This is a genomic window from Thalassobaculum sp. (genome assembly GCF_965223715.1).
Lineage (GTDB): Bacteria > Pseudomonadota > Alphaproteobacteria > Thalassobaculales > Thalassobaculaceae > Thalassobaculum.
Map to the genome: position 1 here is coordinate 2,069,231 of NZ_OZ245012.1, position 25,607 is coordinate 2,094,837.

General features: G+C 67.2%; 19 protein-coding genes. 12 read left to right on the forward strand and 7 right to left on the reverse strand.

Annotation, left to right across the window (positions count from 1 at the left end):
• Window positions 1–7: 7 nt before the first annotated feature.
• Window positions 8–3,931 (reverse strand): response regulator, encoded by a 3,924-nt coding sequence (locus tag ACOQOP_RS09575; RefSeq protein WP_420566104.1) that lies wholly within the window; start codon window positions 3,929–3,931, stop codon window positions 8–10.
• A gap of 246 nt (window positions 3,932–4,177) precedes the next feature.
• Here ACOQOP_RS09575 and ACOQOP_RS09580 point away from each other — a divergent pair, with 246 nt between their 5' ends.
• Both ACOQOP_RS09580 and ACOQOP_RS09585 read left to right on the forward strand, forming a co-directional pair.
• Entirely contained in the window at window positions 4,178–4,873 is a 696-nt protein-coding gene (locus ACOQOP_RS09580; RefSeq protein ID WP_420566105.1) for a FadR/GntR family transcriptional regulator, read from the forward strand.
• Window positions 4,874–4,886: 13 nt separating this feature from the next.
• The gene (locus ACOQOP_RS09585) at window positions 4,887–5,792 is read left to right on the forward strand and encodes an SMP-30/gluconolactonase/LRE family protein (protein ID WP_420566106.1); all 906 of its coding nucleotides are present in this window, start codon (window positions 4,887–4,889) and stop codon (window positions 5,790–5,792) included.
• Window position 5,793: 1 nt separating this feature from the next.
• On the opposite strand, the gene ACOQOP_RS09590 is transcribed toward ACOQOP_RS09585, so the two are convergent.
• The 5 genes from ACOQOP_RS09590 to ACOQOP_RS09610 all read right to left on the reverse strand — a co-directional run bounded on the left by ACOQOP_RS09590 (window position 5,794) and on the right by ACOQOP_RS09610 (window position 10,771).
• On the reverse strand, window positions 5,794–7,077 hold the full coding sequence (locus tag ACOQOP_RS09590) for a TRAP transporter large permease (RefSeq protein WP_420566107.1): 1,284 nt from the start codon (window positions 7,075–7,077) through the stop codon (window positions 5,794–5,796).
• A 13-nt stretch (window positions 7,078–7,090) separates the two neighbouring features.
• Complete coding sequence (locus tag ACOQOP_RS09595; protein WP_420566108.1) at window positions 7,091–7,693, reverse strand: TRAP transporter small permease; 603 nt, start codon at window positions 7,691–7,693, stop codon at window positions 7,091–7,093.
• Between the two features lie 123 nt (window positions 7,694–7,816).
• Window positions 7,817–8,803: a TRAP transporter substrate-binding protein gene (locus ACOQOP_RS09600; RefSeq protein WP_420566109.1), complete on the reverse strand. Its 987-nt coding sequence runs from the start codon at window positions 8,801–8,803 to the stop codon at window positions 7,817–7,819.
• 174 nt (window positions 8,804–8,977) lie between these two features.
• Complete coding sequence (kdgD, locus tag ACOQOP_RS09605) at window positions 8,978–9,907, reverse strand: 5-dehydro-4-deoxyglucarate dehydratase (protein WP_420566110.1); 930 nt, start codon at window positions 9,905–9,907, stop codon at window positions 8,978–8,980.
• A 42-nt stretch (window positions 9,908–9,949) separates the two neighbouring features.
• Window positions 9,950–10,771 (reverse strand): NAD-dependent epimerase/dehydratase family protein, encoded by an 822-nt coding sequence (locus ACOQOP_RS09610; protein WP_420566111.1) that lies wholly within the window; start codon window positions 10,769–10,771, stop codon window positions 9,950–9,952.
• Between the two features lie 243 nt (window positions 10,772–11,014).
• Between ACOQOP_RS09610 and ACOQOP_RS09615 the strand changes: the two genes are divergently transcribed.
• The 7 genes from ACOQOP_RS09615 (at window position 11,015) to ACOQOP_RS09645 (ending at window position 19,709) form a co-directional block, all read left to right on the forward strand.
• Entirely contained in the window at window positions 11,015–11,194 is a 180-nt protein-coding gene (locus ACOQOP_RS09615; protein ID WP_420566112.1) for a hypothetical protein, read from the forward strand.
• A gap of 2 nt (window positions 11,195–11,196) precedes the next feature.
• Complete coding sequence (locus ACOQOP_RS09620) at window positions 11,197–11,952, forward strand: aspartate/glutamate racemase family protein (RefSeq protein ID WP_420566113.1); 756 nt, start codon at window positions 11,197–11,199, stop codon at window positions 11,950–11,952.
• A gap of 47 nt (window positions 11,953–11,999) precedes the next feature.
• Window positions 12,000–14,075, forward strand: a complete 2,076-nt coding sequence (locus tag ACOQOP_RS09625; RefSeq protein ID WP_420566114.1) for a hydantoinase/oxoprolinase family protein — start codon at window positions 12,000–12,002, stop codon at window positions 14,073–14,075.
• Window positions 14,075–15,886: a hydantoinase B/oxoprolinase family protein gene (locus ACOQOP_RS09630; protein WP_420566115.1), complete on the forward strand. Its 1,812-nt coding sequence runs from the start codon at window positions 14,075–14,077 to the stop codon at window positions 15,884–15,886. The genes ACOQOP_RS09625 and ACOQOP_RS09630 overlap by 1 nt, the downstream gene beginning before the upstream one ends.
• A 357-nt stretch (window positions 15,887–16,243) precedes the next feature.
• Window positions 16,244–17,596: a histidine--tRNA ligase gene (gene hisS / locus ACOQOP_RS09635; RefSeq protein ID WP_420566116.1), complete on the forward strand. Its 1,353-nt coding sequence runs from the start codon at window positions 16,244–16,246 to the stop codon at window positions 17,594–17,596.
• Window positions 17,597–17,700: 104 nt separating this feature from the next.
• Entirely contained in the window at window positions 17,701–18,099 is a 399-nt protein-coding gene (locus ACOQOP_RS09640) for a hypothetical protein (RefSeq protein WP_420566117.1), read from the forward strand.
• 2 nt (window positions 18,100–18,101) lie between these two features.
• Complete coding sequence (locus ACOQOP_RS09645; protein WP_420566118.1) at window positions 18,102–19,709, forward strand: ATP-binding protein; 1,608 nt, start codon at window positions 18,102–18,104, stop codon at window positions 19,707–19,709.
• Here the strand turns inward: ACOQOP_RS09645 and ACOQOP_RS09650 are convergent.
• Window positions 19,696–20,220 carry a nuclear transport factor 2 family protein gene (locus ACOQOP_RS09650; RefSeq protein ID WP_420566119.1) on the reverse strand — a complete coding sequence of 175 codons (525 nt, stop codon included), beginning with the start codon at window positions 20,218–20,220 and terminating at the stop codon, window positions 19,696–19,698. The genes ACOQOP_RS09645 and ACOQOP_RS09650 overlap by 14 nt on opposite strands.
• An 86-nt stretch (window positions 20,221–20,306) precedes the next feature.
• On the opposite strand from ACOQOP_RS09650, the gene ACOQOP_RS09655 reads away from it, so the two are divergent.
• From ACOQOP_RS09655 to ACOQOP_RS09665, 3 genes are all read left to right on the forward strand, one after another.
• On the forward strand, window positions 20,307–21,239 hold the full coding sequence (locus ACOQOP_RS09655; protein ID WP_420566120.1) for an aminotransferase class IV: 933 nt from the start codon (window positions 20,307–20,309) through the stop codon (window positions 21,237–21,239).
• A gap of 87 nt (window positions 21,240–21,326) precedes the next feature.
• The gene (locus tag ACOQOP_RS09660) at window positions 21,327–24,617 is read left to right on the forward strand and encodes an ATP-binding protein (protein ID WP_420566121.1); all 3,291 of its coding nucleotides are present in this window, start codon (window positions 21,327–21,329) and stop codon (window positions 24,615–24,617) included.
• A 103-nt stretch (window positions 24,618–24,720) separates the two neighbouring features.
• On the forward strand, window positions 24,721–25,590 hold the full coding sequence (locus ACOQOP_RS09665; RefSeq protein ID WP_420566122.1) for a hypothetical protein: 870 nt from the start codon (window positions 24,721–24,723) through the stop codon (window positions 25,588–25,590).
• Window positions 25,591–25,607 lie beyond the last annotated feature (17 nt).

Sequence of the window (25,607 nt, forward strand, 5' to 3'; positions counted from 1 at the left end):
CCCACCGTCATCCCGTGTTCAGCAAAGCGCTGAGCTTGCTGGCCGCCGTGCCGTAGTCGAGGTCGTCGATCGCGGTCGCGACCTCCTCGGCCACAGCGCCGTCGCGGGCCCGCAGGGCCGGCTCAAGCGACCGCCATGTGTCTTCCGCCTGCATGTTGCCGGACCGCAGCTGTTCGACCAGCGCGCGGATATCGGCGGCACCAGCCTTGGTCGGGAACGGGACCAGGTTGGTCTGCGGCGCCTCCTGCTCGGCAGCCGCGTCGATATCGGCGAACAGTGCTGCGAGCGCGTCGGTGAACTCCTCCACCAGATCGTCGATCGCCGCGCCGTCGTCCAGGCCCTCCGCGTCGATCTTCTCCTCCAGGGCCTTGGCCGCCTCGAACACCGACATCGCCCGCAGATTGCCGGCGACGCCGCGGACCTGATGGGCGGTCCTGCGCGCCTGATCGCGATCGCCGTCCGCCACGGCCTTGCGCAGTTCTGCGCCGGTCTCGGCCTGGCCCTCGCGGAACTTCAGCAGCAGCCGAGAGATCAGATCGTCCGGCAGGGTGCGCCGGAGCTCGACCGTATCGATCGTCTCCAGGCGGTCCACATTGATCAGCATCGGCATCTCCGCATCAGAGGTCTTGGCATCCTGCGTCCGTGTCTCGGGCGACGGAAGGTCGGGGGCCGCCCGGCCGTTACCGTCCTGACAGTGTCGGGCCAGGGCCTCGAACAGCTTGTCCTCGCCGAGAGGCTTGGCCACGTGGTCGCTCATCCCGGCGGCGAAGCATTTCTGGCGCTCCTCCTCCAGGGCATGCGCGGTCATCGCGATGATCGGCAGGGTCTCGAACCGACCGTCGGCCTTGATGCGCCGGGTCGCCTCCAGGCCGTCCATGACCGGCATCTGCACGTCCATCAGCACGGCGTCGTAATGCCCAGGCCCGGCCTCCAGGACGCGCGCGACCGCGTCCTGGCCGTTCTCGACCACATCGACCCGTATGCCCTGCTGCTGCAGCACGGCGACGGCGACCTCCTGGTTGATCTCGTTGTCCTCGGCCAGGAGGACGCGCAGGCCGGGCAGCACCGTCATCACCGGCTGGCTGGACGTCACCTTGCGGGCGTAGTGCTGGCCGGTGCGCTTGCCCACCGCCGTGGCAATGGCGTCGAACAGCGTGGACTGGTTCACCGGTTTGGCGACATAGCCCACCAGCCCCGACTCCGCGGCCTCAAGGACCGCGTCGTCAGGCATATAGGCCGAGACCAGAATGGTTGCCGGATGCGGACCGTCGCCGCAGTTCTCGCGGATCCGCCGGGCTGTCTCGATGCCGTCCATCTCCGGCATCATCCAGTCCATGAGGACCAGGTTGTAGCTGAGCTCGCCCCTGTTGACGCCGATGCGCCGCAGGGCGGTCGGTCCGTCGGCGGCCACGTCGACCTCAAAGCCCATGGCCCGCAACGTGTCGCCGATGACCAGGCGGGCCATCTCGTTGTCGTCGACCACCAGGATCCGAAGATTCCGCAGGTCAGCCGGCAGCATCGGCTGCGGCTGGGCCGCGGTGGCCCCCAGGGCCAGGCGCACGGTGAAGTGGAAGGTGGATCCGATCCCGTATTCGGACTCCACCCAGATGCGGCCGTCCATCCGCTCGGCCAGCTCCTTGGAGATGGTCAGGCCGAGGCCGGTGCCGCCGAACTTCCGGGTGGTCGACACGTCCGCCTGGGTGAACGGCCGGAAGATCTGACCGACCTGCTCCGGCGTCATCCCCACGCCGCTGTCCCGCACCGAGACCTGGAGTTCGACCCGGCCGTCGACGACGCTGATCGGGCGCACATAGACGACGATCTCGCCCTCGGCGGTGAACTTGATGGCGTTGGCGCAGAGATTGGTCAGGATCTGGCCGAGCCTGAGCGGATCGCCCACCAGTTCCTGGGGCGTATCCGGATCGACACTGATCAGGAACTCCAGGTCCTTCTCGGCCGCCCGCGGGGCCACCATGGCGGTGACGTTCTCGATCACCTTCATCAACCGGAACTCGGTCTTCTCGATCGAGATCTGGCCGGCCTCGATCTTCGAGAAGTCCAGGATATCGTTGATGATGCCCAGCAGGTTCTCCGAGGAGAACAGAACCTTCTGGGCGTAGTCGAGCTGCTTCGGGTTGAGGTTCGTCTGGGCCAGCAGCCGGCTCAGGCCAATGATGCCGTTCAGCGGCGTGCGGATCTCGTGGCTCATGTTGGCCAGGAAGGACGACTTGGCCCGGGTCCCCTCCTCGGCCGCATCGCGGGCCTGGGACAGGCGATCCATGGCCCGCTCCTGCTCCAGCTCCATGCCGAGCCAGCGTCCCATCATCTCCACCAGCACGAGGTCGCTCTTCGAGAAGGGCTGCTGCCGCGCCCCGATCGAGGAGAAGTTGATCGTGCCGTAGACCTCGCCCTCGACGATCACCGGGGCACCGATATAGGTCCGCCGCCCGAAGGTCCGGAAGCAGTCGGCATCGGCCAGTTCGCTCTCCTCCACGTTATGGAAGGCGAGCGCGCGCTCCCGCTCCAGCATGTGGTGGCAATAGGTGGTCTCCAGGTCGAACGTGGTGCCCGGGGCCCGGATGGGGCCTGAACCGACGGAGCGCTCGACGATGTACTTGCCCCCCTCGGTCCGGCTCGCGGTGCCGAGTTCGGTGCCGAAGTGATCGACGCCCAATTGCAGGATCCGCCGAATCCGCTCGTCCGGTCTCAGAGTGACGTCGGTCGACAGCTCCTGGAACTGATGCAGGATCGCGGCGGTCATATCCAGTTCCGAGGCGTAGCGTCGGAACACCTCCAGGGACTTGGCAAGGTCGGCCACCTCGCGCACCCGGCTTTCCACATTCTCCACGGGTGAGAGATCGCCGGTCGGGATGCGAACCATCGCATGCGCGATCCGGGAGAGCGGCCGCTGGACCGCGCGCAGGACGATGCTGGCGAACACCGCGCTGATCACGACCGCGCCGAGGGAGAAGATCACCACCAGCATCTCCGTCAGACGGGACACCGCCGACAGGTTCCCCTGGATCGTCTGGGTGAGCTGGTTCGCCTCCTCGGCGATGGCCTTCTCCAGGACGGCGAGCGCCTTCAGGGCCGGGCCGTCATCGACCCGGACCGCCGCGTCGATGGCGGAGGCGGGTGCGCCGCCCTTCACCATGCTGAGGGCGATGTCGATGTTGAACTCGTAGTGATAGAGCGTGGTGTCTATGACCTCGAGTGCCGCGGCTTCCTGCTCGGTCAGCGACTGCTCCCGATAACGCTCCAGGGTCGCAATCCCGAGTTCGACGCCCCGCCGGGCCATGGGCGCGAAGGCGGTGTCACCCAGGAGAACGAGCTTCTTGAAGAAGTCGATCATGCCGCCGAAGCCGATATCCCGCCGGAAGGCGCGCAGAAGCTCGAGCTTGGTGACCTCGTCGGAATGGATCGCCCGCCGGGCCGATTCGGCCTTGTGAAGATCCTCCAGCGCGATCAGCGCGCCGGGCGACCACAGGGCCATGGCCCGGGCGGTTGCCTTCGGCGTGTTGCCATAGGCGCGCATAACCTGGGCCAGTTCGGCCCGGTCGAGGAGCACGTTGACCAGCGTCTCGATCTCGCCGAGTGCCGCCCGCTCCTTGGGCGTGATGTCCGCCGTCCGGTACCGGTCGACCGCCGAACGCACCGTTCCGAGGTCGGAATTCAGGGCATCGATATAGTCGTAATCCCCGCGCAGCACGAAGTTCAGCAGGTTGTGGATGGCGCCGCCGTAGCCGAGTTGGTCCGTGATCTCGACCAGGGCACGGGCTCGCACGGAGCTCGCGTCGCGATAGGCGTTCCAGCTTTCCTCGGTCTCGGACACCCGGTGATTGACCCAGACCGTCGCACCGATTCCGAACGCCCCCGCCAGGAAAAGCAGGCAGACGAGAGCTATCGTCAATGTCCGTAGCGAAAAGCGCACCTCGGCGCCTCCTTCAGGCTCCACTGGTCACCGCGGCCCAACGCGCTCCGAATGGCGACGCGGCGTTGCTGATTCTGAATATCCCATGGACCGTAAGGGAATAGTTAATGCCCCTACCACATCGTACGGGCATTCCCTCGCCCCAGATTACGGGTTAAATATATCTGACGAAGATCACCAAAAGTCGTACATGCAGGGTATCTTGGTCGGACACAGCAGGAATACTCCGGAGATCGGCCAGCGCCAATGACGGGCAGCATCAGTCTTACCCAGCAGACCACCCAGGCGCTGCGCGCCAAGATCGCCGACGGCCCGATGAAACCGGGCGACCGTCTTCCGACCGAAAAGGAACTCGAGGCGGAGTTCGGCGTCAGCCGCACCGTGATCCGCGAGGCCGTCGCCGTGCTCAAGGCCGAGGGGTTGGTCGAGCCGCGGCGCGGGGCCGGTATCTTCGTGCTCGACCCGGCCCTGTCCCGGCCGCGCGGCATGCCCTCCTTCCTGCCGGGCGAGATGTATCAGGCCTTGGATCTGCTGGAGCTGCGCATGGCGGTGGAGGTGGAGGCGGCCGGCCTGGCCGCGACCCGCCGGACCCTGTCCCAGGACGCCCGAATCCGGGAGCACATGGCCGATTTCGGCCGGGCGCTGGAAACCGGGGCGAAGACCGTCGAACTGGACATCGCCTTCCATGACGCCGTCGCCCAGGGGACCAACAACGCGCTGTTCCCGGCCTTTCTGGAATCCCTCGGCCGCAACGCGATCCCGCGCAGTTCCCTGTCGGCCGAACAGCGGGCGCGGCTGATCAGCCACGACTATCTGCAGCGGGTCCATCAGGAGCATCTGGCCATCGCCGATGCCATCAGCGCCGGCGAGGCCGACCGGGCGCGCAACGCCATGCGGGCGCATCTCAGCGGCAGCATCTCGCGCTACCGCGCTTCGCTCTGAGCGGAGACCGGCGATGGCCCCCACCGTCGACTGCGTGCTGGACGCCCGCGCCACCCTGGGCGAGGGAATCGTCTGGGACGCCGCGGACCGGCGGCTGTGGTGGGTGGATATCGCCGCCCCGGCCCTGCACCGATTCGATCCGGCGACTGGCCGCAACGAGACCTGGACGATGCCGTCGGCCGTCGGCTGCGTGGCCCCGCGGGAGCGCGGCGGTGCGGTGGTCGGACTGGAAGAAGGCTGGTGCGCCTTCAACCCGGACAGCGGCGCGGTGGAGGTGCTGAACCGGAACGCACCCGGTGAGGCCGGGATGCGGTTCAACGACGGCTGCGTCGATCCCGCCGGACGGTTCTGGGCCGGCACCATGCCGAAGGCCGGCCCGGCCAACGCCGCCGCCGGAGAGCTTGGCAATGGGCTGCTGTTCCGGCTGGAGGCGGACAGATCGTCACCGCAAATGCTGGACGGTTTCTACACCCAGAACGGCCTCGCCTTCTCGCCGGATAGCGCCGTCATGTATCTGTCCGACAGCCATCCCGCGGTGCGCACCATCTGGGCCTTCGACTTCGATCTGGAGAGCGGCACGCCGTCGAACCGCCGGGTGTTCTTCGACACGCGGCAGGTGGCCGGACGGCCCGACGGTGCCGCCATGGATGCCGACGGCTGCTACTGGATGGCCGGGATCGAGGGCTGGCAGGTGATCCGGATCACCCCGGGCGGGAAAGTCGACCGCATCATCGAGGTGCCGGTGGAGAAGCCGACCTGCCTCGCCTTTGGAGGCCCCCGGCTCGACACCCTCTACGTGACCTGCATGGGCGCAGGGCTGATCACCAAGGGGAGCGAGGCGAAGCAGCCGCAGGCCGGCGGCGTCTTCGCCCTCGACCCGGGCGTGACCGGCTACGCACCGCCGCCCTGCGCCGCCTGACCTACCCCGCCAGCCAGTTCGGCAGGGTCAGCGAGATCGCCGGGATGAAGGTGGTCAGCACCAGCGCCACCAGGATCGCCGCGTAGAACGGCCAGATCGTCCGCACCGCCCGCTCGATCGGCACCTTGCCCACGGCACATCCCAGGAACAGGCAGGCGCCCACCGGCGGCGTGCACAGGCCGAGCCCCAGGTTCATCATCAGGATCATGCCGAACTGCACCGGGTCCATGCCGAAGGACACGACGACGGGCAGGAAGATCGGTGTGCAGATTAGAATCAGCGCCGCCATGTCCATGATCATGCCCAGGATCAGCAGCATGATGTTGATCATGATCAGGATCATGATCGGGTTCTCGGAGATCCCGGTCATGAAGTCGATCATCTTGTTCGGCACCTGGTAGAAGGTGAGCATGTAGGCGAAGGCGGTAGCCGAGGCGACCAGGATCAGCACCATCGAGGTGGTCCGAACCGAGTTCACCACCGCCGTGCTGAACGCCTTCCAACTCATCGAGCGGTAGACGATCAGGGTGATCGCGAAGGCGTAGAGCGTGCCGAAGGCGCCGGACTCGGTGACGGTGAAGATGCCGGACAGCACGCCGCCGACGATGATCACGGCGGTGAACAGGCCCGGGATCGCCGCCACGAAGGTCAGCAGCAGGGCGCTGAACCCGGGGAAGGTCTCGGCCTTGTAGCCGCGCTTCACCGCGATCAGATAGGCCGCCACCGCCAGGCAGATGCACATCAGCACCCCGGGCACGACGCCGGCCAGGAACAGCGACGAGATCGAAATGCCGCCGCCGGCGGCGATGGCGAACAGGATCATGTTGTGGCTGGGCGGCACGAGGATGCCGGCGATCGACGAAGTCACGGTGACGTTCACCGCATAGTCGTCGTCATAGCCCTTCTCCTTCATCACCGGGATCAGGATCGAGCCCAGCGCCGAGATATCGGCCACCGCCGAGCCGGAGATGCCGCCGAACAGCATGGAGGAGAACACGTTCACCACGCCGAGCCCACCGCGCACGGCCCCAACCGCGGCCGAGGCGAAGCGCACCAGCCGGATGGCGATGCCGCCGTGGAACATGAGTTCGCCCGCGAAGATGAAGAACGGGATCGCCATCAGCGAGAAGACGTTGATGCCGGAGATGATGCGCTGGAACGCGATCACCATCGGCAGGCCCTCGTAGAAGAAGGCGGCGACGGCGGCGACACCCAGGGCGAAGGCGACCGGCACCCCGATCACCACGCACAGCGCGAACACCCCGAGAAGGATCAGCAGGCCCATCGTGGCGTCCCCCCTACTCGGCCGACGGTCGCGGATCGATGGATGGACGATCCTGCGGCGGCGTCTCCAGGATCTGGTCGTCCAGGCGCTCGCCGGTGAAGAAGCGGATCAGGTGGCCGAGGGAATAGGCCAGGGTGAAGGCGCCGCACAGGGTCAGCGGCACCGCGCGCAGCCCTTCGGGCAGGTTGATGAGCGGGATCTCGGTGCTCCACTTGAACAGCACCAGCTTGTAGCTGTTGACCATCATCACCGCGCCGAACACGGCCATGATCAGGTAGGAGACCAGTTCCATCGCCAGCCGGATCGGCCGGGGTGCCACATCGCGGAAGAACGACACGCCCAAGTGGGAGCGCTCATGCACGCCGGTGGAGGCGCCGAGGAAACCGATCAGCGCCACGAGCAGCAGCGACACCTGCTCGACCCAGGTCGGGGTGGCGTTCAGCACGTAGCGGCCGAAGACCAGCCAGCCGAAGATCACGGTCAGGGTCACCATGGCGGTCCCCGACACCACCAGGCTGACCTGGCAGAGAAGGTCCAGCAGCCGGTAGACCGGCTGGAGCACCCTGTGCAGCGGTCCGCTGCGGCCTGCACTGGTCTGCGAACTCGGCGTATGCATGGCGGCGCATGACCCCTGAAGATCCGGGTGAAGACCGGGGGCGGCATCCGGGCCGCCGGGAAAGAAAAAAAGGCCGCCGGAGGTCGTGGGACTGACCGTTCCGGCGGCCGTGCAGGAAGCCCCTTACTGGGTGGCCTGGATGGCTTCCACCAAGGGCTTCAGGTCAGGGTTGGACTCCAGGAATTTGGCGTAGACCGGCTTCATCGCGTCCTGGAAGGCCTTCTTGTCGGCGATGTCGTTGAACTTCACGCCGGCCTTGATGACCTTCTCGCGGCTCGCCTCGGCCCGCTTGGCCCAGAGCTCGCGCTGCAGGACGGCGGATTCCCGGGCGGCGTTGCGCACGATCTCCTTATCCGCATCCGACAGGCCGTTATAGACGTCGGCGTTGATGCAGACGCATTCCGGGATGATGAGGTGCTCGGACATCGAGTAGTAGCCGGCCACCTCGAAATGCCCGGTGGATTCGTAGGACGGCCAGTTGTTCTCCGCCCCGTCGACCACGCCGGTCTTCAGCGACTGGTAGACTTCCGAGAAGGCCATCGGCGACGGGTTGCCGCCCATGGCCGAGATCATCCCGGAATACAGGTCGTTATTCATCACCCGCACCTTCATGCCGGCGACGTCCTCGGGCTTATTGATCGGCTTCTTGGTGTTGTAGAAGGAGCGCGCTCCGGAATCGTACCAGGCGAGCGCCACGATCCCGACCTTCTCCATCCCGGCGCTGATCTGCTCGCCCGGGGCGCCGTCCATGGCGCGGTGCATATGGTCCTGGTCCTTGAAGATGAAGGGCAGCGAGACGACGTTCGCCTCCGGCGCCACCGGACCGATCGGGCCGAGGTTGAAGTTGCCGATCTCGATCGCGCCGATGCGCAGCTGCTCAATGGCGTCCGGCTGGCTGCCCAGTACGCCGCCGTGGAACATCTTCAGGGTGATCCGCCCGTCGCTGTTTTTGGCCAGCAGGTCGGCGAACTTGTCCATGGCGACGGTGTTCGGATAGTCAGGAACATGGATGTTCCAGCCCTTCCACTCGGCCGCCTGGGCAGCGCCGGCGAGGCCGGCGGCAACGACGACCGCAGCGGCGGTCGCACCAATCCTGTCGATCAGTCTCATGTCATCCTCCCAATGAAGGCCCGATTTGCCCGGGCTTTTCTTGATCGCGCGTTGGCGAGTATCCGCCCGCAGCCGCCGGTCATCCGGTTCGAGCCCGCGGGCGGAATTCTATTTTGAAGAGAAGTATGCCCCCTTTCGGGAATTGGTCAATCTATCTGTCCATTGATCGTATTTTTATGCGGCGGTGCTGAGCGGGGCCGCCTTTCGGACCACCGCGGCGAGGTCCGCCACGTCCTTTTCCGTCGGGTTCACCAGCGGTGGACGCACCGATCCGGGGTCCCGTCCGACCGCCTTCAGCCCGCCCTTGATCAGCGCCACCGGATAGCCCGCCACCCGGTCGCGGATATCGGCGAAGGGATAGAAGAATTCGTGCAGGATCCGGTCCATGGCGGCGTGGTCGCCGGCCCGCAGCGCGGCGTAGAACGACAGCGCCAGTTCGGGCACGAAGTTGAACACCGCGGAGGAATAGGTGGAAAAGCCGGCGGCGTCATAGGCCGAGGCGAACAGCTCATGGGTCGGCATGCCGCCGACATAGACCAGCCGGTCGCCCAGCGTGGCGCGGATGCGGGTGACCAGGTCGATCTCCCCCACCCCGTCCTTGAAGCCGATCAGGTTCGGGCAGGCGTCGGCCAGCCGGGCGACGGTCTCGGCCTTCAGCACCGAGGTCGCCCGGTTGTAGACCACCACGCCGATGGAGACCGCGTCGCAGACCGCCTTCACATGGGCGTACTGGCCCTCCTGGGTGCCGCCCATCAGATAGGTCGGCAGCAGCAGGACGCCGTCGGCCCCGGCCGCCTCGGCCGATCTGGCGTCGGCAATGGCTCGCCGCGTGTTCACCCCGCAGCCGGCAACCACCGGGCAGCGCCCCTCGGCGGCGCCAACTGCGGCGGCGATGATCCAAGGGAACTCGTCCTGGCCAAGGGAGAAGTACTCCCCGGTCCCGCCGGCGGCAAAGAGGGTAGCGGCGGGGTAGGAGGATAGCCAGGCCACATGCTCGCGATACGGCCCTTCGGCGAATTCCAGGTTGGCGTCGAAATGGGTGACGGGGAAGGACAACAGCCCCGAGCCCATCTTGGCTTTCAGTTCCTGCGGCGACATGGGCATGAGGCTTCCCCCTGGTGCGGATGGATCGTTCGGATCGGGTTTTCAGGACTTGGCGGGCAGCACTCGGGCCGGATCGCCCTTGTACTCGGTGCTGGCGAAGGGGCCGCCCTGGAGGCCGAGGGCAATCTCGTTGCCCGGCTCCGGCACGTTGGACGCGTCCACCTCGGGGATCCAGACATCGGCGGTGTCCTGCGGCTTGAAGCCGAGGCGCTTGGCCGTGCTGTTGTCCCACCAAGTGCGGGAATTGTCGGACACGCCGTAGACGATCTCGTGGTGCAGCTCGGGGGCGTCGAGACCGACCCGGCACAGCCGCGTCAGGTCGCCGATGCTGACCCAGCAGCCGAGCTGGCGCTGGGTTTCCGGCTTGGCGAAGCACCAGCCGATGCGGATCGACAGGACGCCGAGGCCGTAATTGTCGGCGAAGTACTGGGACAGCCCCTCGCCGAACACCTTGCTCAGGCCATAGCGGCAGTCCGGGCGCGGCCGTTCGGTGCCGTCCAGGATCTGGCCGCGCGGATAGAAGCCGATGGCGTGGTTGGAGCTGGCGAAGACGATCCGCTTCACCCCGGCCTCGTAGGCGGCCTCGTAGAACCGGTAGGTGGCGTCGATGTTCACCCGCAGGATGTCATCCCAGGCGTGTTCGACCGACAGGCCGCCGAGATGGATGATGCCGTCGACCCCCTCGACCATGCGGGCACGGTCCCCCGGATCGCAGATGTCGCCGATCACGACCTCCTCGCCGTCGGCCGCCGGGCCGAGGTCGGTCAGGTCGGACACCCGCAGGATCGGATAGGCGCCGCTGAGCTCGCGACGCATGCGCTTGCCGATCCCGCCGCCGGCGCCGGTGAGAAGCACTCGTTTCATGGCGACCACATCCATATGATTAATATGCTTCATTGATCTAACTTCATATGATCAATGCGTCTACCCGTTTTCCGACCTGATCGATCTATCGGCGCGATGCCACCGCCGGCCCCGCCGCCCTTCGCACGTATGGGGCGCGTTTCGACACCGCACCGCGGCACTGGCCGCAAACCGGTCAGCACCTGCCCAAACAATAGGCGAAGCCGTTGATTTTCCCGCCAGAAGTGGCGGAGCTACTGGGCCTTGGCGCTGGCACGCAACCTGCTTAACGGTCACAAGGCAGGTGACTTCAGCCGCCTCTCGGAAGCCGTCACGCACCCTTCCCAGGCGTTCGGCACGCTGCATACACTGCTGTTCAATGTCGTCGGACGCGCGTCCCGCGGCGTCGACGCCCGGGGAACGGTCCAGGGAGAACCGGTCTGACCATGCGCATCCTCGTCATCAATCCGAACACCACCGCCTCCATGACCGACAAGATCCGTGAGACCGCGATGGCGGTCGCGGCGGTCGGAACGGAGATCGTCGCCCTGAACCCGGCCGACGGGCCGGTCAGCATCGAGGGGCATTACGACGAGGCCTTCTGCCTGCCCGGCCTGCTGGAGGAGACGCGGAAGGGGGTCGCCACCGGTGCCGACGCCGTCGTCATCGCCTGTTTCGACGACCCGGGCCTGGAGGCCTGCCGCGAGATCGTCGACGTGCCGGTGGTCGGCATCTGCGAGGCGGCGATGGCGGCCGCCTCCATGGTCGGCCACGGCTTCTCGGTCGTCACCACCCTGGACCGCTCGGTGCCGATCATCGAGATGCTGGCCCTGAAATACGGGTTCGAGCGCCACTGCCGCCGGGTCCGCGCCGCATCCATTCCGGTGCTGGCGTTGGAGGAGGAAGGCGGGGCCGCCGCCGCCAAGGTGCGCGAACAGGTGCTCGCCGCCATCGAGCAGGACCGGGCCGAGGCCGTGCTGCTGGGCTGCGCCGGCATGACCGACCTGGCCGCGGCGCTGACCGAGGAGACCGGCGTGCCGGTGATCGACGGTGTGGCGGCCGCAGTGAAGTTCGCCGAAGCGCTGGTCGGCCTGGGCCTGAAGACCTGCAAGCGCGGCGCTTATGCCCCGCCCCGGGTGAAGCCCTATTCCGGCGGCCTCGCGCGTCACGCGCCCCAGGACCCTCTCAAGGCGGCCGAGTAGCCGGACGCCTCCCACCCCAAGCCGCCCGTCGGGGCGCGGAGACGAGCATGAAACTGATTGGCGTCGATGTCGGCGGGACGTTCACCGATCTGGTCTATACCGACACCAACAAGGGCGAGACGGTGATCCACAAGACGCCGACCACGCCGGACGACCCGTCGCGCGGCGTGGTCGAGGGCGCCGTCGAGCTGTGCCGCCGGGTGGGTGTGGATCCGGCCGGCATCGACCACCTGATGCACGGCACCACCATCGCCACCAACGCGGTGCTGGAATACAACGGCGTCGAGGCCGGGCTGATCACCACCGAGGGCTATCGCGACATCCTGCATATCGGCCGCCACCAGCGCCCGCAGCACTATTCCATCATGCAGGAGATCCCCTGGCAGGACCGCCCGCTGGTCAAGCGCCGCCACCGCAAGACCGTGACCGAACGCCTGGCGCCGCCTCGCGGGGAGGTGCTGGTGCCGCTGGACGAGGACGCGGTGCGCCAGGCGGCCCGCGAGCTGAAGGCAGCCGGCGTGAAGGCCATCGCCATCGGCTTCCTGTTCTCCTACCTCAACCCGGCCCATGAGGAGCGGGCACGCGAGATCGTCCTCGAGGAGTATCCCGAGGCGTTCGTGACCACCTCCGCCTCGGTCGCCCCGCAGTTCCGGGAGTTCGAGCGCTTCACCACGGCGGCGATGAACGCCTTCATCGGGCCGAAGGTGCGCGACTATGTCAGCCATCTGGAAAGCGCGATGCACGAGAGCGGCCTCGGCTGCGACCTGCACGTCATGGGCTCCAACGGCGGGGCGGCGACGGCGAAGATGGTGGCCGAGAAGCCGATCCTCACCCTGCTCTCCGGTCCCGCGGCCGGCGTGCTGGGCGGGGCGTGGAGCGGCGACCTCTCCGGCCACAAGTCGCTGATCACGCTGGATATCGGCGGCACCTCGGCGGATATCGGCATCACCGTCGACGGTGCCTTTGCCGAAGCCACGGCCCGCGACACCTGGATCGGCGGCTATCCGGTCCTCGCCCCGATGATCGACATCCACACCATCGGCGCCGGCGGCGGCTCCATCGCCCATGTGGATGCGGGCGGTGCGATGCGGGTCGGTCCGCGCAGCGCCGGTGCCCGTCCCGGCCCGGCGGCCTACGGTCATGGGGGCGACCAACCGACCGTGACCGACGCCCATGTGGTCCTCGGCCGGCTCGACCCGAAGAACTTCCTGGGCGGCGAGATGTCACTTGATGTCGACGCCTCGCAGACGGTCATCTCCAGCTTCGCCGACAAGGTCGGGCTCGGCGTGCACGAGACCGCGGCCGGCATCCTGACCATCGTCAACGCCAACATGGCCAACGCGATCCGCTCGCGCACCGTTCAGAAAGGCCTCGATCCCCGCGACTTCGCCCTGGTGGCCTTCGGCGGAGCGGGTCCGCTGCACGCCGCCGACGTGGCCGACCTGCTCGGCATACCGACCGTGCTGGTCCCCGCCTGGCCGGGCATCACCTCGGCGGTCGGGCTGCTGACCACCGACCTGAAATACGACGCGGTGAAGACCGAGTTCCAGGTCTCCACCGATATCGACCTCGCCCGCCTGAACGCGGATTTCGCGGCGATGGAGGCCGATCTCGGCACCCAGCTCGCCGCCGACAAGGTCGATCTGGCGAGCGTCGGCTACAAGCGCGCCGGCGACCTGCGCTATGTCGGCCAGGGCTACGAACTGCGGGTCGCCTTTCCCGAAGGCGAGGTCACGGACGCGGTCGTCAAGCAGGTGCTGAATGCCTTCGCCGCCGCCCACGAGGCCGAATACGGCCACGCCTTCCCCGGCAGTCCGGTGGAGATCGTGAACATCCGCGTCACCGCCAAGGGCGAGGCCGCCAAGATCGCGCCGCCCAGCTTCCCCGGCGGCGACAGCGTGGAAGCCGCCACCGTTCGCCAGGGCGAGGCGGTCTTCGCAACGCCCGAAGGCGTTCGGACGATGCCCACACCGTTCCTCGACCGCTTCAAGCTGCCGCTCGACACTGATGTGCCCGGCCCGGCGGTGATCCTGCAGACCGATACGACGACCGTGGTCCCGCCCGGCTGGACCGCCCGCGCCGACGCCGCCGGAAACCTGCTTCTCGATAAGGGAGACGCGTGATGAATATCCAGTCCAAGCCGAGCGTCGACCCGGTCACCGTCGCCGTCATCCAGGGGGCGTTGGAGAACATCGCGGTGGAGATGGGCTACCGGCTGATGCGCATGTCCTACTCCTCCATCATCCGGGAGTCGGAGGATTTCGGCGCCGGGTTGGTTGACGCCAGCGGCCGCGGCCTCGCCGAGAGCGCGCAGTCCACGCCGCTGCAATCCGGGCCGATCCCCGGCTATATCCACGGCATCAACAAGATCCTGTCGAAGCGCGGCGAAATCGTGCGGCCGGGCGACGTGATCATGCATAACGACGCCTATTCCGGCGCCAGCCACGGCCCCGATGTCGCCTTCATGGTGCCGATCTTCCACGGCGAACGGCTGATCGCCTGGGCCGGCACCACCGCCCACCACCTGGATATCGGCGCGCTGACCCCCGGAAGCTGCGGCATCGTCGACGCCATCGACGCCTATGCGGAAGGCCTGCAGTTCAAGGCGATCAAGGTCTACGACCAGGGGAAGAAGGTCGATCCGGTCTGGCACATCCTGCGCGACAACATCCGCGTCTCCGACATGGTGGTCGGCGACATGGAGGCGCAGATCGCCGCCGCCCGCATCGGCGCCAAGCGCTTCGAGGAACTGTTGGTGCGCTACGGGGTGGAGACCCTGGAGGCCGCCTGCGAGGGCGCGATGGACCATGCCGAGCGGCTGATGCGCGGCGCCATCGCCAAGCTACCGGACGGCGACTATTCGGCCACCACCTATATCGACGGGTTCCTGGACTCATCGGACCCGAAGAAGAAGGAGCTGCCGATCTGCGTCACCCTACGGGTGCGCGGCGACGAGATCGAGGTGGATCTGGAGGGCACGGCGGATCAGGTCGACGACGCGCCGATCAACATGCCGCTGGTCGGCACCGCCGATATCGCCATCTGGCTGACCATCCGCTCCGTGTTGCTGGACACGGCGGTGCACGGCCATATCCCGGTGAATGACGGGCTGACCCGGCCGATCAAGATCAAGGCGCCGCATGGCTGCCTCGCCAATCCGGTCTTCCCGGCCCCGACCATCGCCCGCTTCTGCCCCGGCAACCAGCTTGCCGACACGGTGATGAAGGCGCTGGCCCAGGCGATGCCGCACAACGTGTCGGCCGGGATCGGCAACCTGAAGGTTATCGCCTTCTCCGGTCTCAATGCTGGTAAGCACTGGGTTCATATGGAGATCTTCGAGGGCAGCTACGGCGGCCGCCACGGCAGCGATGGCATGGACGCGGTCGATACGCTCTACGCCAATACCCGCAACAACCCGATCGAGGATATCGAGACCCACCTGCCCCTGCGGGTGTCGCGCTACGAGCTGCGCGAGGATGTGGTCGGTGCCGGCAAGTGGCGCGGCGGCCTCGGCTCGGTGCGGGAGTTCGAGTATCTGGCCGATGGCGGCGCGTCCGTGGAGGGTGAGGGCCACGGCTTCGCCCCCTGGGGCTTCGACGGCGGGGCGTCCGGCAGGCAGGCGGAGTTACGGCTGCATACGCCCTCGGGGGCCGTGCGCGAGCTGCCGTCGAAGGTGCCGCACATGCGCATCGCCAAGGGCGACCGCTTCCGCTGCCTCGGCCCCGCCGGCGGCGGCTATGGCGACCCGATGACCCGCGACCCGCAGGCGGTGGCGGATGACGTGCTGGATGGGCTGATCTCGGTGGCGACGGCGGAAGACGCGTTCGGCGTGGTGATCGCCTCGGACGGCAGCGTAGATGCGGCGGCAACGGCGGCGAAGCGGGGATACCCCTCTACCCCTCCAACCGTCATCCCGGCGGCTCCCCGGACCTGATCCGGGGGCCGGCCGGGACCCAGCGGGCACCGTCGGCACGGGGTCCCGGCCCAGCCCCGGATCAATCCCGGATTTAATCCGGGACGGGCCTGTCCGGGATGACGAAGGTTGGGGAAAACAAGCTCCGCCCCACCCGTCATCTTGATGCACATCAGGATCAAGCAACGAACGTCTGCGGCTTGATCCTGAATCAAGTTCAGGATGACAGGAGCAGAGCCAGGGTGACGGCATGGTGGTGAGGGGGTTCCCGCCCTGCCCCCACACTCTCCTATTGCCCCCGACCGTCCAAACTTCTAGTTCAGAGGCCCCAGCGCGACCGAGCGCCGACACGCACTTCGACAAGGGAAGCGGCACGCCATGATTCGCCCCCGTTCCATCAGCGGCCTGCGGGAGTTCCTGCCCGCCGAGCAGATCACCTTCAACCGCTGCGTCGAGATCGTGCGGAAGCATTTCGAGCTGGCCGGTGCCGTGCCGCTCAGCACCCCGGCCTTCGAGCTGCGCGAGGTGCTGCTGGCCAAGGAAGGTGGGGACAGCGTCGACCGGCAGGTCTATGGCGTGCACCGCATCGCCGATGGCGGCGAGGACACCGACTTTGCCCTGCGCTTCGACCTCACCGTGCCGATGGCGCGCTTCGTCGCCCAGCACGCCGGCGAGCTGACCTTCCCGTTCCGGCGCTACCAGATCCAGCCGGTCTGGCGCGGCGAGCGGGCGCAGGCCGGGCGCTACCGCGAATTCATCCAGTGCGACATCGACGTGGTCGGCGACCAGACGCTGAGCCTGATCATCGATGCGGAGATCCCGGCGATCATCGACGGCATCTTCAAGGAGATGAATATCGGGCCGTTCCAGATCCGCATGAGCAACCGCAAGCTGCTCGAGGGCTTCCTGTCGGGCACCGGCATCCCGTCCGGCTCGATCGCCGACGCCATGCGGGTGATCGACAAGATCGACAAGGTCGGCCCGGACGAGATCCGCAAGGAGTTGGGCGAGACCTATACCCTGGCCGACAGGCAGCTCGACCTGATCATGGCCTATGTCTCCCTCCGCGGCCCGGCGGAGGAGGTGATCGGCAAGCTGCTGGACCTGGCACCGGCCGACAGCCTGAACGAGACTTATGCCGCCGGCGTGGAGGAACTGACGACCGTGGCCCGCGCGGCCGCCAGCCTCGGCCTGACACCGGAGACCTTCATCCTCGACCTCTCGGTCGCCCGCGGGCTCAGCTACTACACCGGCACGGTCTACGAGACGACCCTGGTCGACCACCCGTCCATCGGCAGCATCTGCTCCGGCGGGCGATACGAGAACCTGGCCGGGCTCTATACCAACCGCAAGCTGCCGGGCGTGGGCATCTCCATCGGCCTGACCCGTCTGGTCACCCGCCTGATGGAGGCGGGGCTGCTGCCGGTGGAACAGGCGACCACCGCGCCGGTGCTGGTCACCGTGCTCGACCAGGACAAGCTCGACCGCTACCTCACCATTGCCGGCCTGCTGCGCAAGGCGGGGATCGGGGCGGAGGTCGCCACCGAGCAGCGTAAGATCGGCCAGCAGTTCAAATACGCCGACCGCAAGGGTTTCAAGCTGGCGCTGGTGGCCGGCGAGGACGAATTCGCCGCCGGCACTTGGCAGGTGAAGACGCTGGCGACCGGCGATCAGGAGGTGGTCGAAGAGACCCGATTGGTCGAGACTCTGAAGGGTATGCTCAACCTTTAGGAAACACTCCGGGTCTACATCGCGGGACCGGACGTCCACTTCATCGTTTCTTAAGTTGTGACGTGCATGTTGCACCGCACTGAAACGGCGATGAGTGTCTCGCGATGAATGCCCTACGCACGATCCTTCTGGTCGCGGCCCTGCTCGGGCTGGGGACCGGTCCGGCCTTGGCCGAGGCGTCGCCGACGCTGACGGAGAAGGCCGCCCTCCAGGCCGCCATGCAGCGCCATATCGACCGCAGCATGGTCGACGGCGTGATCCTCCATCTCGACCGCGCGAGCGGCGACGTCCAGCGGCTGCACCCGGTAACCGCCCATCCGATGATCCTGGTCTTCGGCGAGCACTTCGTCCTGTGCTTCGACTTCCGGGACGATGCCGGCAACAACGTGCCGATCGACTACTACATGGCCCGCCAGGGCAGCGGCTACACGGTGTTCCATACCGCCGTGGCCGACCGCGCGCTGCTCCAGGACCTGATGGCCGCCGGGAAGGTCACGAGGTAACCGTGCCCCCGGCTGTCACGGCAAAGAGCGAGACGGATCCACCGTCGCGGCCGCGATGGTCGCAGCGGCTCCACATCCGCTTCCTTGCCATCGTCAGCCTCGCCTTCCTGCTGATCATCGTGCCCTGCGCCTGGCTGATCCTCAGCCTGATGCACCGCACGGACGATGAGCAACTGACCGCCCGGGTCGGCAACCTGTCCGCCCGGGCCGCCAGCGCGATCGACCGCCACGACGCCTATGCCAACCCCGCCCTGGTCGGCGATCTGCTGGCCCCGCTCGCCGCCGACCGCGCCTTTCTCTGCGCGGAACTCAGGAGCGGCAACACAGTGGCGGCCACCCTCCCCGCCGCCCAGGGCTGTGTGGCCGGACAGGAGGGACATTATTTCGAGCTTCCGGTCGACGACCGGGGCGCCTGGATTCTGCGCGCGGGCTTCACCGATGCCGAGCTGACCGAAATCCGCAATCTGGAGATGCTGCTCGGCCTCGTCGCCATCTCCGTGGCCTTCCTTGCCGTGCTGATCGCCGGCGGCCTGTCCTACCGGTTCCTGATCTGGCGTCCGCTCAACCGCCTGGCCGACGCCATCCTGCGCTCAGCCAGATCCGGATCGCGCAACATCGTCCTGTGGAACAGCCGCGACGAGATGGGGCTGGTGGTCGGGGCCTATAACAGCCTCGTGCTGTCGGAGACTGCGCGCGAACGCCAGCTTCAGGACTCCGTCGCGCGGGCGCGGGCCTCGGAGGAGGCCCTGGCCACGCTGAACCAGGAGCTGGAGCAGCGCGTGCAGGAGCGTACCCGCGAGCTGGAGATCGCCAAGCGCGAGGCCGACCGGGCCAACGACTCCAAGACCCAGTTCCTGTGGTCCATGAGCCACGAACTCAGAACGCCGCTCAACGCCATCATCGGCTTTTCGGAGATCATGTCCCGGGAGCTGTTCGGAAAGATCGAGCCCGGGCGCTACAAGGGCTTCGCCGATGACATTCTGTACAGCGGCCAGCACCTTCTGAAGGTGATCAACGACCTGCTGGACATCGCCCGGATCGAGGTCGGCCGCGAAACCCTGGCCGACGAGCCGACCGATGTCGCGGCCCTGCTGGCGGAGACGCTGCGGGTCATCGCGCCCCTGGCCCATGAAGGCGGCGTGCGGCTGGAGACCCATATGGACCGCAACGGCATGACGCTGCTGATCGATCCGGTGAAGGTCCGCCAGATCCTGATCAACCTGCTCGGCAACGCCGTGAAGCACACGCCGGCGGCCGGCACGGTCTCGATCGAGGTTCGCGTTGGGCCGGACGGGCGCGTGGCCGTCGTCGTCGCAGACACCGGTCCCGGCATTCCGCCGGAATCGCTCGGTCAGGTGATGGAGCCGTTCGGCCGGGCCGACGGCGTATCCCCGCATCTGAAGAAGGGGACCGGACTCGGCCTGCCGCTGGCGCGCAAGATGGCCGAGCTGCATGGCGGCGCGCTCGTTCTGGAGAGCGAGTTGGGCGTCGGCACCCGGGTCACCGTCTACCTGCCGGCCGGCCGCCATCTCGCCGTGGCCCAGCAGCAGGTCGCCGACCTCACCGGCACCAACGACCGCCCGCCCGGCGCCCCCCTCAGTCTGCTGTGACCCCCACCCAGTCGGCATGCGCCTTCAGCCGGTTGGTCAGGGCCGCCGGCTGATCGCGCGGGATCGGGTCGATGCGGATGCGAGACAGGCGCTTGGTGGCGAAATACCAGATCCCGTCGACACGCCGGTAGGAATCCTCGTAATGGCCGTAGCCGGTGAAGCCGCTATGGCCGGGGGCCTCGATCGGCTCGCGGCCGTCCAGGAACTGGACCACATCCACCATCGCCCAGACCGCCCGCGCCCGATCCGGGCCGTCGAACGCGATCTCCGCCATATGGCAGTGATGAACCGTCAGGGCCTCCTGCAGGCGGGCGCTGGCGCCGGCGACGAACTGGGCCGCCACGGAGCCTGTGGGTGCGGAGCCGAACCCCTCGAAGGTCGCGTCCTCCAGGAAGAGGCCGCGCAGCCTGTCCCACTGCTTGGTGTCGAGGAACCGGCAGTACTGGGCCTTCAGCGTCTTGATCTTCTCGCGGTCGACCAGCGTTTCGGCGGTGATGTGGTCCTGGGGCATGCGGGTTCTCCCTTCGGCATTTTGACTATTTTCCTCAGTCCTACCGCAGGGGCACTCTAGGGGAGAAGGCAGGAAGAGGATCCGCCATGAACGATCTCACCGCTCCCGACGCGCAGGCCGGTACCGATTTCTCCAAAGGGGCGGCGTTCTGCAACGGCCGCTACGTGCCCGCCGGCGAGGCCTCGATCTCGATCTTCGATTGGGGCTTCGGCAAGTCCGACGTCACCTATGACGTGGTCCATGTCTGGGGCGGGGCGTTCTTCCGTCTCGACCATCATCTGACGCGGTTCGAGAAGTCCGTGGCCGGACTGCGCATGTCGCTGACCTATTCGCGCGCCGAGATCGCCGGGATTCTGACCGAATGCGTGCGGCTGTCGGGCCTGCGCGAGGCCTATGTGGCGATGATCGCCACCCGGGGCGTCCCGCTGCCCGGGATGCCGCGCCGGCCGAGCCTGATGCAGAACCGCTTCTACGCCTATGCCATTCCCTGGATCGATGTGATCCCGCCCGATGTGCAGGAGCGCGGCGCCCACCTGATCGTCGCCAGGACCCAGCGCATCTCCCCGAAGAGCGTCGATCCGACCATCAAGAACTACCATTGGGGCGACCTGGTGCGGGCCATGTTCGAGGCCGAGGATGCCGGCGCCGACAACGCCGTGCTGCTGGATGCGGACGGACTGGTGACCGAAGGCCCGGGCTTCAACGTGTTCCTTGTCAAGGACGGCACGGTGGTCTCCCCCGACCGCGGCGCGCTGGAGGGCATCACCCGGCAGACCGTGTTCGACCTGTGCGACGAGCTGGGCATCCCCTGGGAGATCCGGGCGATCACCGCCGACGAACTGCGCGATGCCGACGAGATCTTCACCTCGACCACCGCCGGCGGCGTCATGCCGGCCGCCCGCATCGACGGCACGATCCTGTCCAACGACCGACCCGGCCCGATCTCCGCCCGCCTGAAGGACAGCTACTGGCAGTGGCACCGCGACGGCCGGGATGCCACGCCGATCGACTACGGCTGAGCCCTGCGAGAAAAGCCGACGTCGTTAAGGTATTCCTAATCGATATGACTGAAAACTTTGTCGAAGACCGTTCGACGGAGTGCAGTCTTGGGCCTGTTCTGGCAGAGCATTAGACCGAAACATCAGGTGCTGATCGGCGCGACGATCGGCCTGGCGGCGCTTGTCTCGTCGTTCGTCTGGGACAAATGGCAGCTCTATCATCAGGAACTTGCGCGTACACAGGAGACCGCGCGCCGTACCTCCGAACTGCTGGCCCAGCATACCGCCCGCGTCTTCGACGGCATGGACGCCGCCCTGCGGGAAATCTCCCGGATCCGGGACGAAGCGGAAGCCGGGCATCTCGGCCCGAAATCCATCTACCGGATGCTGCTGACGGTGCATGGCGGCACCCCCGTGCTCAGATCCGTAGGCTGGGTCGATAGGAACGGAACGCGCATTGCCACATCCGATGCGGAGAGCCCGACGCCACTGAACATCGCCCATACGACCGGCTTCCGCATCCTGCGCAGCGTCAACAATCCGCGCGCGACGCCCTATATCTCCGAGCAGTTCCATTCGGCCATACTCGGCGCCAACATCTTCTTCGCCGGCCGCAGCCTGGCCGATCCGGACGGAGATTTCGCCGGACTGGTCTACGGCACCGTCAATCCGAATTACTTCTCGGAATTGTTCGCGGCCGCCGATCTCGGTCTCAATGCGGTGGTGACGCTGTCGCGGCTCGACGGTTCGGTCCTGGCCAGACATCCGGCGAGCACGGACTGGAGGGATCCCGCGGCAACCGCCCCCGTCTTCAGGGTCGGGGCCATAGCCACGGCGGGATCGGGCATTCTGAGCCCGGAGAACCTGCTGGGCGACACGTTCCCCATCGTCGGCTATGCGACCACAGCGGATCGGCGCTTCGTCCTGACCGCGTCGGTCGAACAGTCGGATGCCCTGGCCGATTTCTACGACGACCTGATCAGCGGCCTCTGGCGGCTGCTTCTGGTGGTCTTCCTGCTCGTGGCCATCGCCGTCGCCCTCTACATCCAGATCGACCGGCGCGAAGCGGTCAGCAAGCGCCTGCGCTACAGCGAAGCGCGGTTCCGCGACTATGCCGAGGCGTCGGGCGACTGGTTCTGGGAGACCGATGCCGAGCACCGGATGGTGTGGATGTCCAAGGCGGTGGAGCAGGCCTCCCACGCGACGGCCCAGTGGCACATGGGCAAGCGACGCATCGACATGTGCGCCCGCGAGCTCATGCCGAACCCGAGCAGCCTCCAGGAGCACCAGGCCGTCCTGGACCAACACCTGCCGTTCTCCGATTTCGAATATCCCCGGCGGTCCCCCAGCGGCATCCGCTGGATCCGGACCAGCGGCGTGCCGATCTTCGACACCGACGGCACCTTCACCGGATACCGGGGCAGCGCCCGCGACATCACCGATTTCATCGACGCCAAGGAACGGCTGAAAGACGCCACCAACGCGATCCCCGGCGGCTTCATGCTGTTCAACGAGGCGGATGAACTGATCTACCAGAACGCGCCCTCGCAGCAGCCGACGGGCCACGGCTTCGTCGAGCGGCTGGGCGACTCCTTCGAGACCATCGTACGCCGTGTTGTCGAACGGGGGTTCATCGAGGAGGCACGCGAGGACCCGGAAGGCTGGATCCGCTGGCGGATGAAGCGCCATATGGCCGCGAACTCGACGACCCAGGTCCATATCAACGGCCGGGCGATCGAGATGATCGAACGCATGACGTCGGATGGCGGCCGGGTGCTTCTGCGTTTCGACGTGACCGAGCGCGAGATGGCCTATGAGGAGATCCGCCGGGCCCGCGACGACGCCGATGCCGCGAACAAGGCCAAGTCGGACTTCCTGGCGAGCATGAGCCACGAGCTGCGGACGCCGCTGAACGCGATCATCGGCTTCGGCGAGATCCTGCAGCGCGCCCAGACCCGGGACATGACGGCCGAGCAGGTCACCGAATACAGCGGCTACATCGTCTCCAGCGGCCAGCTTCTGCTCAGCCTGGTCAACGACATCCTCGACCTGTCGAGCGTCGAGGCCGGCCGGATGAAGGTGACCGAGGAAAGCATCAACGTGCGCCACATGATCGAGCGCGCCGTGGAAAGCGTCCGTCCGCTGGCGGATCATCGATCCATCGACCTCACCCTGGATATCGCCCCCGATGTCGGGAATGTGCGGGCCGACAATCAACGCTCGGTCCAGGTCCTGCTGAACCTGCTGTCGAACGCCATCAAGTACAACAGGCCGAACGGGTTCGTGCGCATTCGCGTCGAGCAGGACGACGACCAGACGACGATCCTGGTCACCGATTCCGGACCGGGCATCGCCCCCCAGAAGGCCGCGCGCCTGTTCTCGCCGTTCGAGCGGCTGGGTGCCGAGTTCGGCAACATCGAGGGTACCGGCATCGGCCTTGCGCTCAGTAAGAAGCTGGTCACCGCCATGTCGGGGCAGATCGGCTACCTGCCGGCGGAGCCGTCCGGCAGCACGTTCTGGCTGAGCCTGCCGCGCAGCCACGAGGCCGCCTTCGACGCCGAACCGGCGCCGCCGCCCCTCCTCGCCCGCAACGACGCGTCCGATGTCGGCGCCTTCACTGTGCTGTGCGTCGAGGACAACCCGATCAACATGCAGATCGTCGAGCACGCGGTCGGCACCCTGCGCGACGTCACCTTCGTGCCGGCGGAGACCGGCGAGGACGGCATCGCGCGGGCCACCGAACGTCGGCCCGATGTGATCGTCCTCGACCTCAACCTGCCGGACATGACCGGCCACGAGGTCCATGCCCGGCTGCGCGCCGATCCCCGGACCCGGAACATCCCGGTGATCGCTCTGACGGCCGCGGCGATGCCTCAGGACGTGGCCACGGGCCTGGCGAAAGGCTTCTTCAGCTACCTGACGAAGCCAATGGATTTCGAGGTGTTCCTGAATACCCTGAAGGCCGCGGTGGCGCCGGGCGCAAGGGCCGCACCCGCGACGACGACGGATCAGCCGGACGAGGACGCCGGCGCACCGGAGATCGACCGGGCGCGCCTGTCGACCCTGCGCTCTCTCACCCCACACGACATCTTCGTGCGCATGGTCCGCGACGCCTGCGCCGAGATCGATCGGGGAACTGAGCATTTCGGCGATGCCGCCGCCGAGCGAGAGCTCAGGGTTCTCGTTCAGGATCTGCACACGCTGCGCGGCCTGTGCCTGAACATTGGTGCGCCGAACCTGGGCGGCTTCGCCGGCAGGCTGGAAGAGCGGGCGAAGGCCGGCGACCGGCCGGCCCTGGAACAGGCGGCCGCAGACTTCAGGGCGGCCGGCGCCGAGACGGTGGCAAACCTCTCGCGCTATCTGGAGTCCCTGCCCCCCAAGGCTGTCAGCGCCGCCTGAACGGCGCTCGGGCCCCGACGGCGATTTGCCGCACCGACGGAAATCGCGCCTTGGAGCGTCTTATGTCCGGGATCAACCGTTTCAGGACATCAGGGGCCACCCCATGAACCAGCCGCTTGAGGACCACGACCTCGGGTTCCAGCATGATCTGCCGCGCCTGATCGGACGGCGCCGCGCCCTCGCCCTGCTGGGAGGCGCCGGTCTCGCAGCCGCCGGCGCCCTGCCGGCCGAGGCGGACGTGTGCTTCCCGCTGCGATGGGCGACCGCCGGACCGTTCCCCGCCGACGGCAGCAACGGACATCGCGGACGGACGCTCAACGTGCTCGCCCAGTCCGGCGTGGTACGCGAGGACATCCGCGCCTCGTTCGGCCCGCTGACGCCGATCGCCGAGGGTGTGGAACTGAAGCTGGAGCTGACGCTGCTCGACGCCGACGGCTGCGCGCCGCTGGAGGATCACGCGATCTATCTCTGGCACTGCGACGCGAACGGCCGGTACTCGCTCTACGACCGGCCCGAGGCGAACTACCTGCGCGGGGTCGGCGTGACGGATTCCGACGGCGAGGTCAGCGTCACGACCATCGTGCCCGGCTGCTATCCCGGGCGCTGGCCGCACATCCATTTCCAAGTCTTCGAGAATATAGACGCAGCGGTCGCCGGCCCCCGTTCGCTGCTGACCGGGCAGATCGCCCTGCCGGAGATGGCACTGGCGGAGGTGTACCGGGGCAGTGCCCCCTATGCCGGGGCGCTCGGCACCTTGCGCCGGTTGAGCATCCCGAGGGACACGGTGTTCCGCGACAGCACCCCGCAACAGCTGGCGCAGCAGACGATGTCGATGTCTGGGGATCCCGAGGACGGCTACACCGGGAGCGTGACGATACCGGTCGATCTCAAGGCCGGGCCCGATAGCGCCATGACCCCGCCGCCCGGCCGGATCGGCGGGCCGCTGCCGCCCCCCACGCCGTTGAAGCGATGAGGGACGGTCAGCGATAG

Coding starts and splice junctions, on each gene's coding strand:
- ACOQOP_RS09580 (WP_420566105.1), top strand. CDS start 4,178: ATGACGGGCAGCATCAGTCTTACCCAGCAGACCACCCAGGCGCTGCGC.
- ACOQOP_RS09585 (WP_420566106.1), top strand. CDS start 4,887: ATGGCCCCCACCGTCGACTGCGTGCTGGACGCCCGCGCCACCCTGGGC.
- ACOQOP_RS09590 (WP_420566107.1), bottom strand. CDS start 7,077: ATGGGCCTGCTGATCCTTCTCGGGGTGTTCGCGCTGTGCGTGGTGATC.
- ACOQOP_RS09595 (WP_420566108.1), bottom strand. CDS start 7,693: ATGCATACGCCGAGTTCGCAGACCAGTGCAGGCCGCAGCGGACCGCTG.
- ACOQOP_RS09600 (WP_420566109.1), bottom strand. CDS start 8,803: ATGAGACTGATCGACAGGATTGGTGCGACCGCCGCTGCGGTCGTCGTT.
- kdgD (WP_420566110.1), bottom strand. CDS start 9,907: ATGCCCATGTCGCCGCAGGAACTGAAAGCCAAGATGGGCTCGGGGCTG.
- ACOQOP_RS09610 (WP_420566111.1), bottom strand. CDS start 10,771: ATGAAACGAGTGCTTCTCACCGGCGCCGGCGGCGGGATCGGCAAGCGC.
- ACOQOP_RS09620 (WP_420566113.1), top strand. CDS start 11,197: ATGCGCATCCTCGTCATCAATCCGAACACCACCGCCTCCATGACCGAC.
- ACOQOP_RS09625 (WP_420566114.1), top strand. CDS start 12,000: ATGAAACTGATTGGCGTCGATGTCGGCGGGACGTTCACCGATCTGGTC.
- ACOQOP_RS09630 (WP_420566115.1), top strand. CDS start 14,075: ATGAATATCCAGTCCAAGCCGAGCGTCGACCCGGTCACCGTCGCCGTC.
- hisS (WP_420566116.1), top strand. CDS start 16,244: ATGATTCGCCCCCGTTCCATCAGCGGCCTGCGGGAGTTCCTGCCCGCC.
- ACOQOP_RS09640 (WP_420566117.1), top strand. CDS start 17,701: ATGAATGCCCTACGCACGATCCTTCTGGTCGCGGCCCTGCTCGGGCTG.
- ACOQOP_RS09650 (WP_420566119.1), bottom strand. CDS start 20,220: ATGCCCCAGGACCACATCACCGCCGAAACGCTGGTCGACCGCGAGAAG.
- ACOQOP_RS09655 (WP_420566120.1), top strand. CDS start 20,307: ATGAACGATCTCACCGCTCCCGACGCGCAGGCCGGTACCGATTTCTCC.
- ACOQOP_RS09665 (WP_420566122.1), top strand. CDS start 24,721: ATGAACCAGCCGCTTGAGGACCACGACCTCGGGTTCCAGCATGATCTG.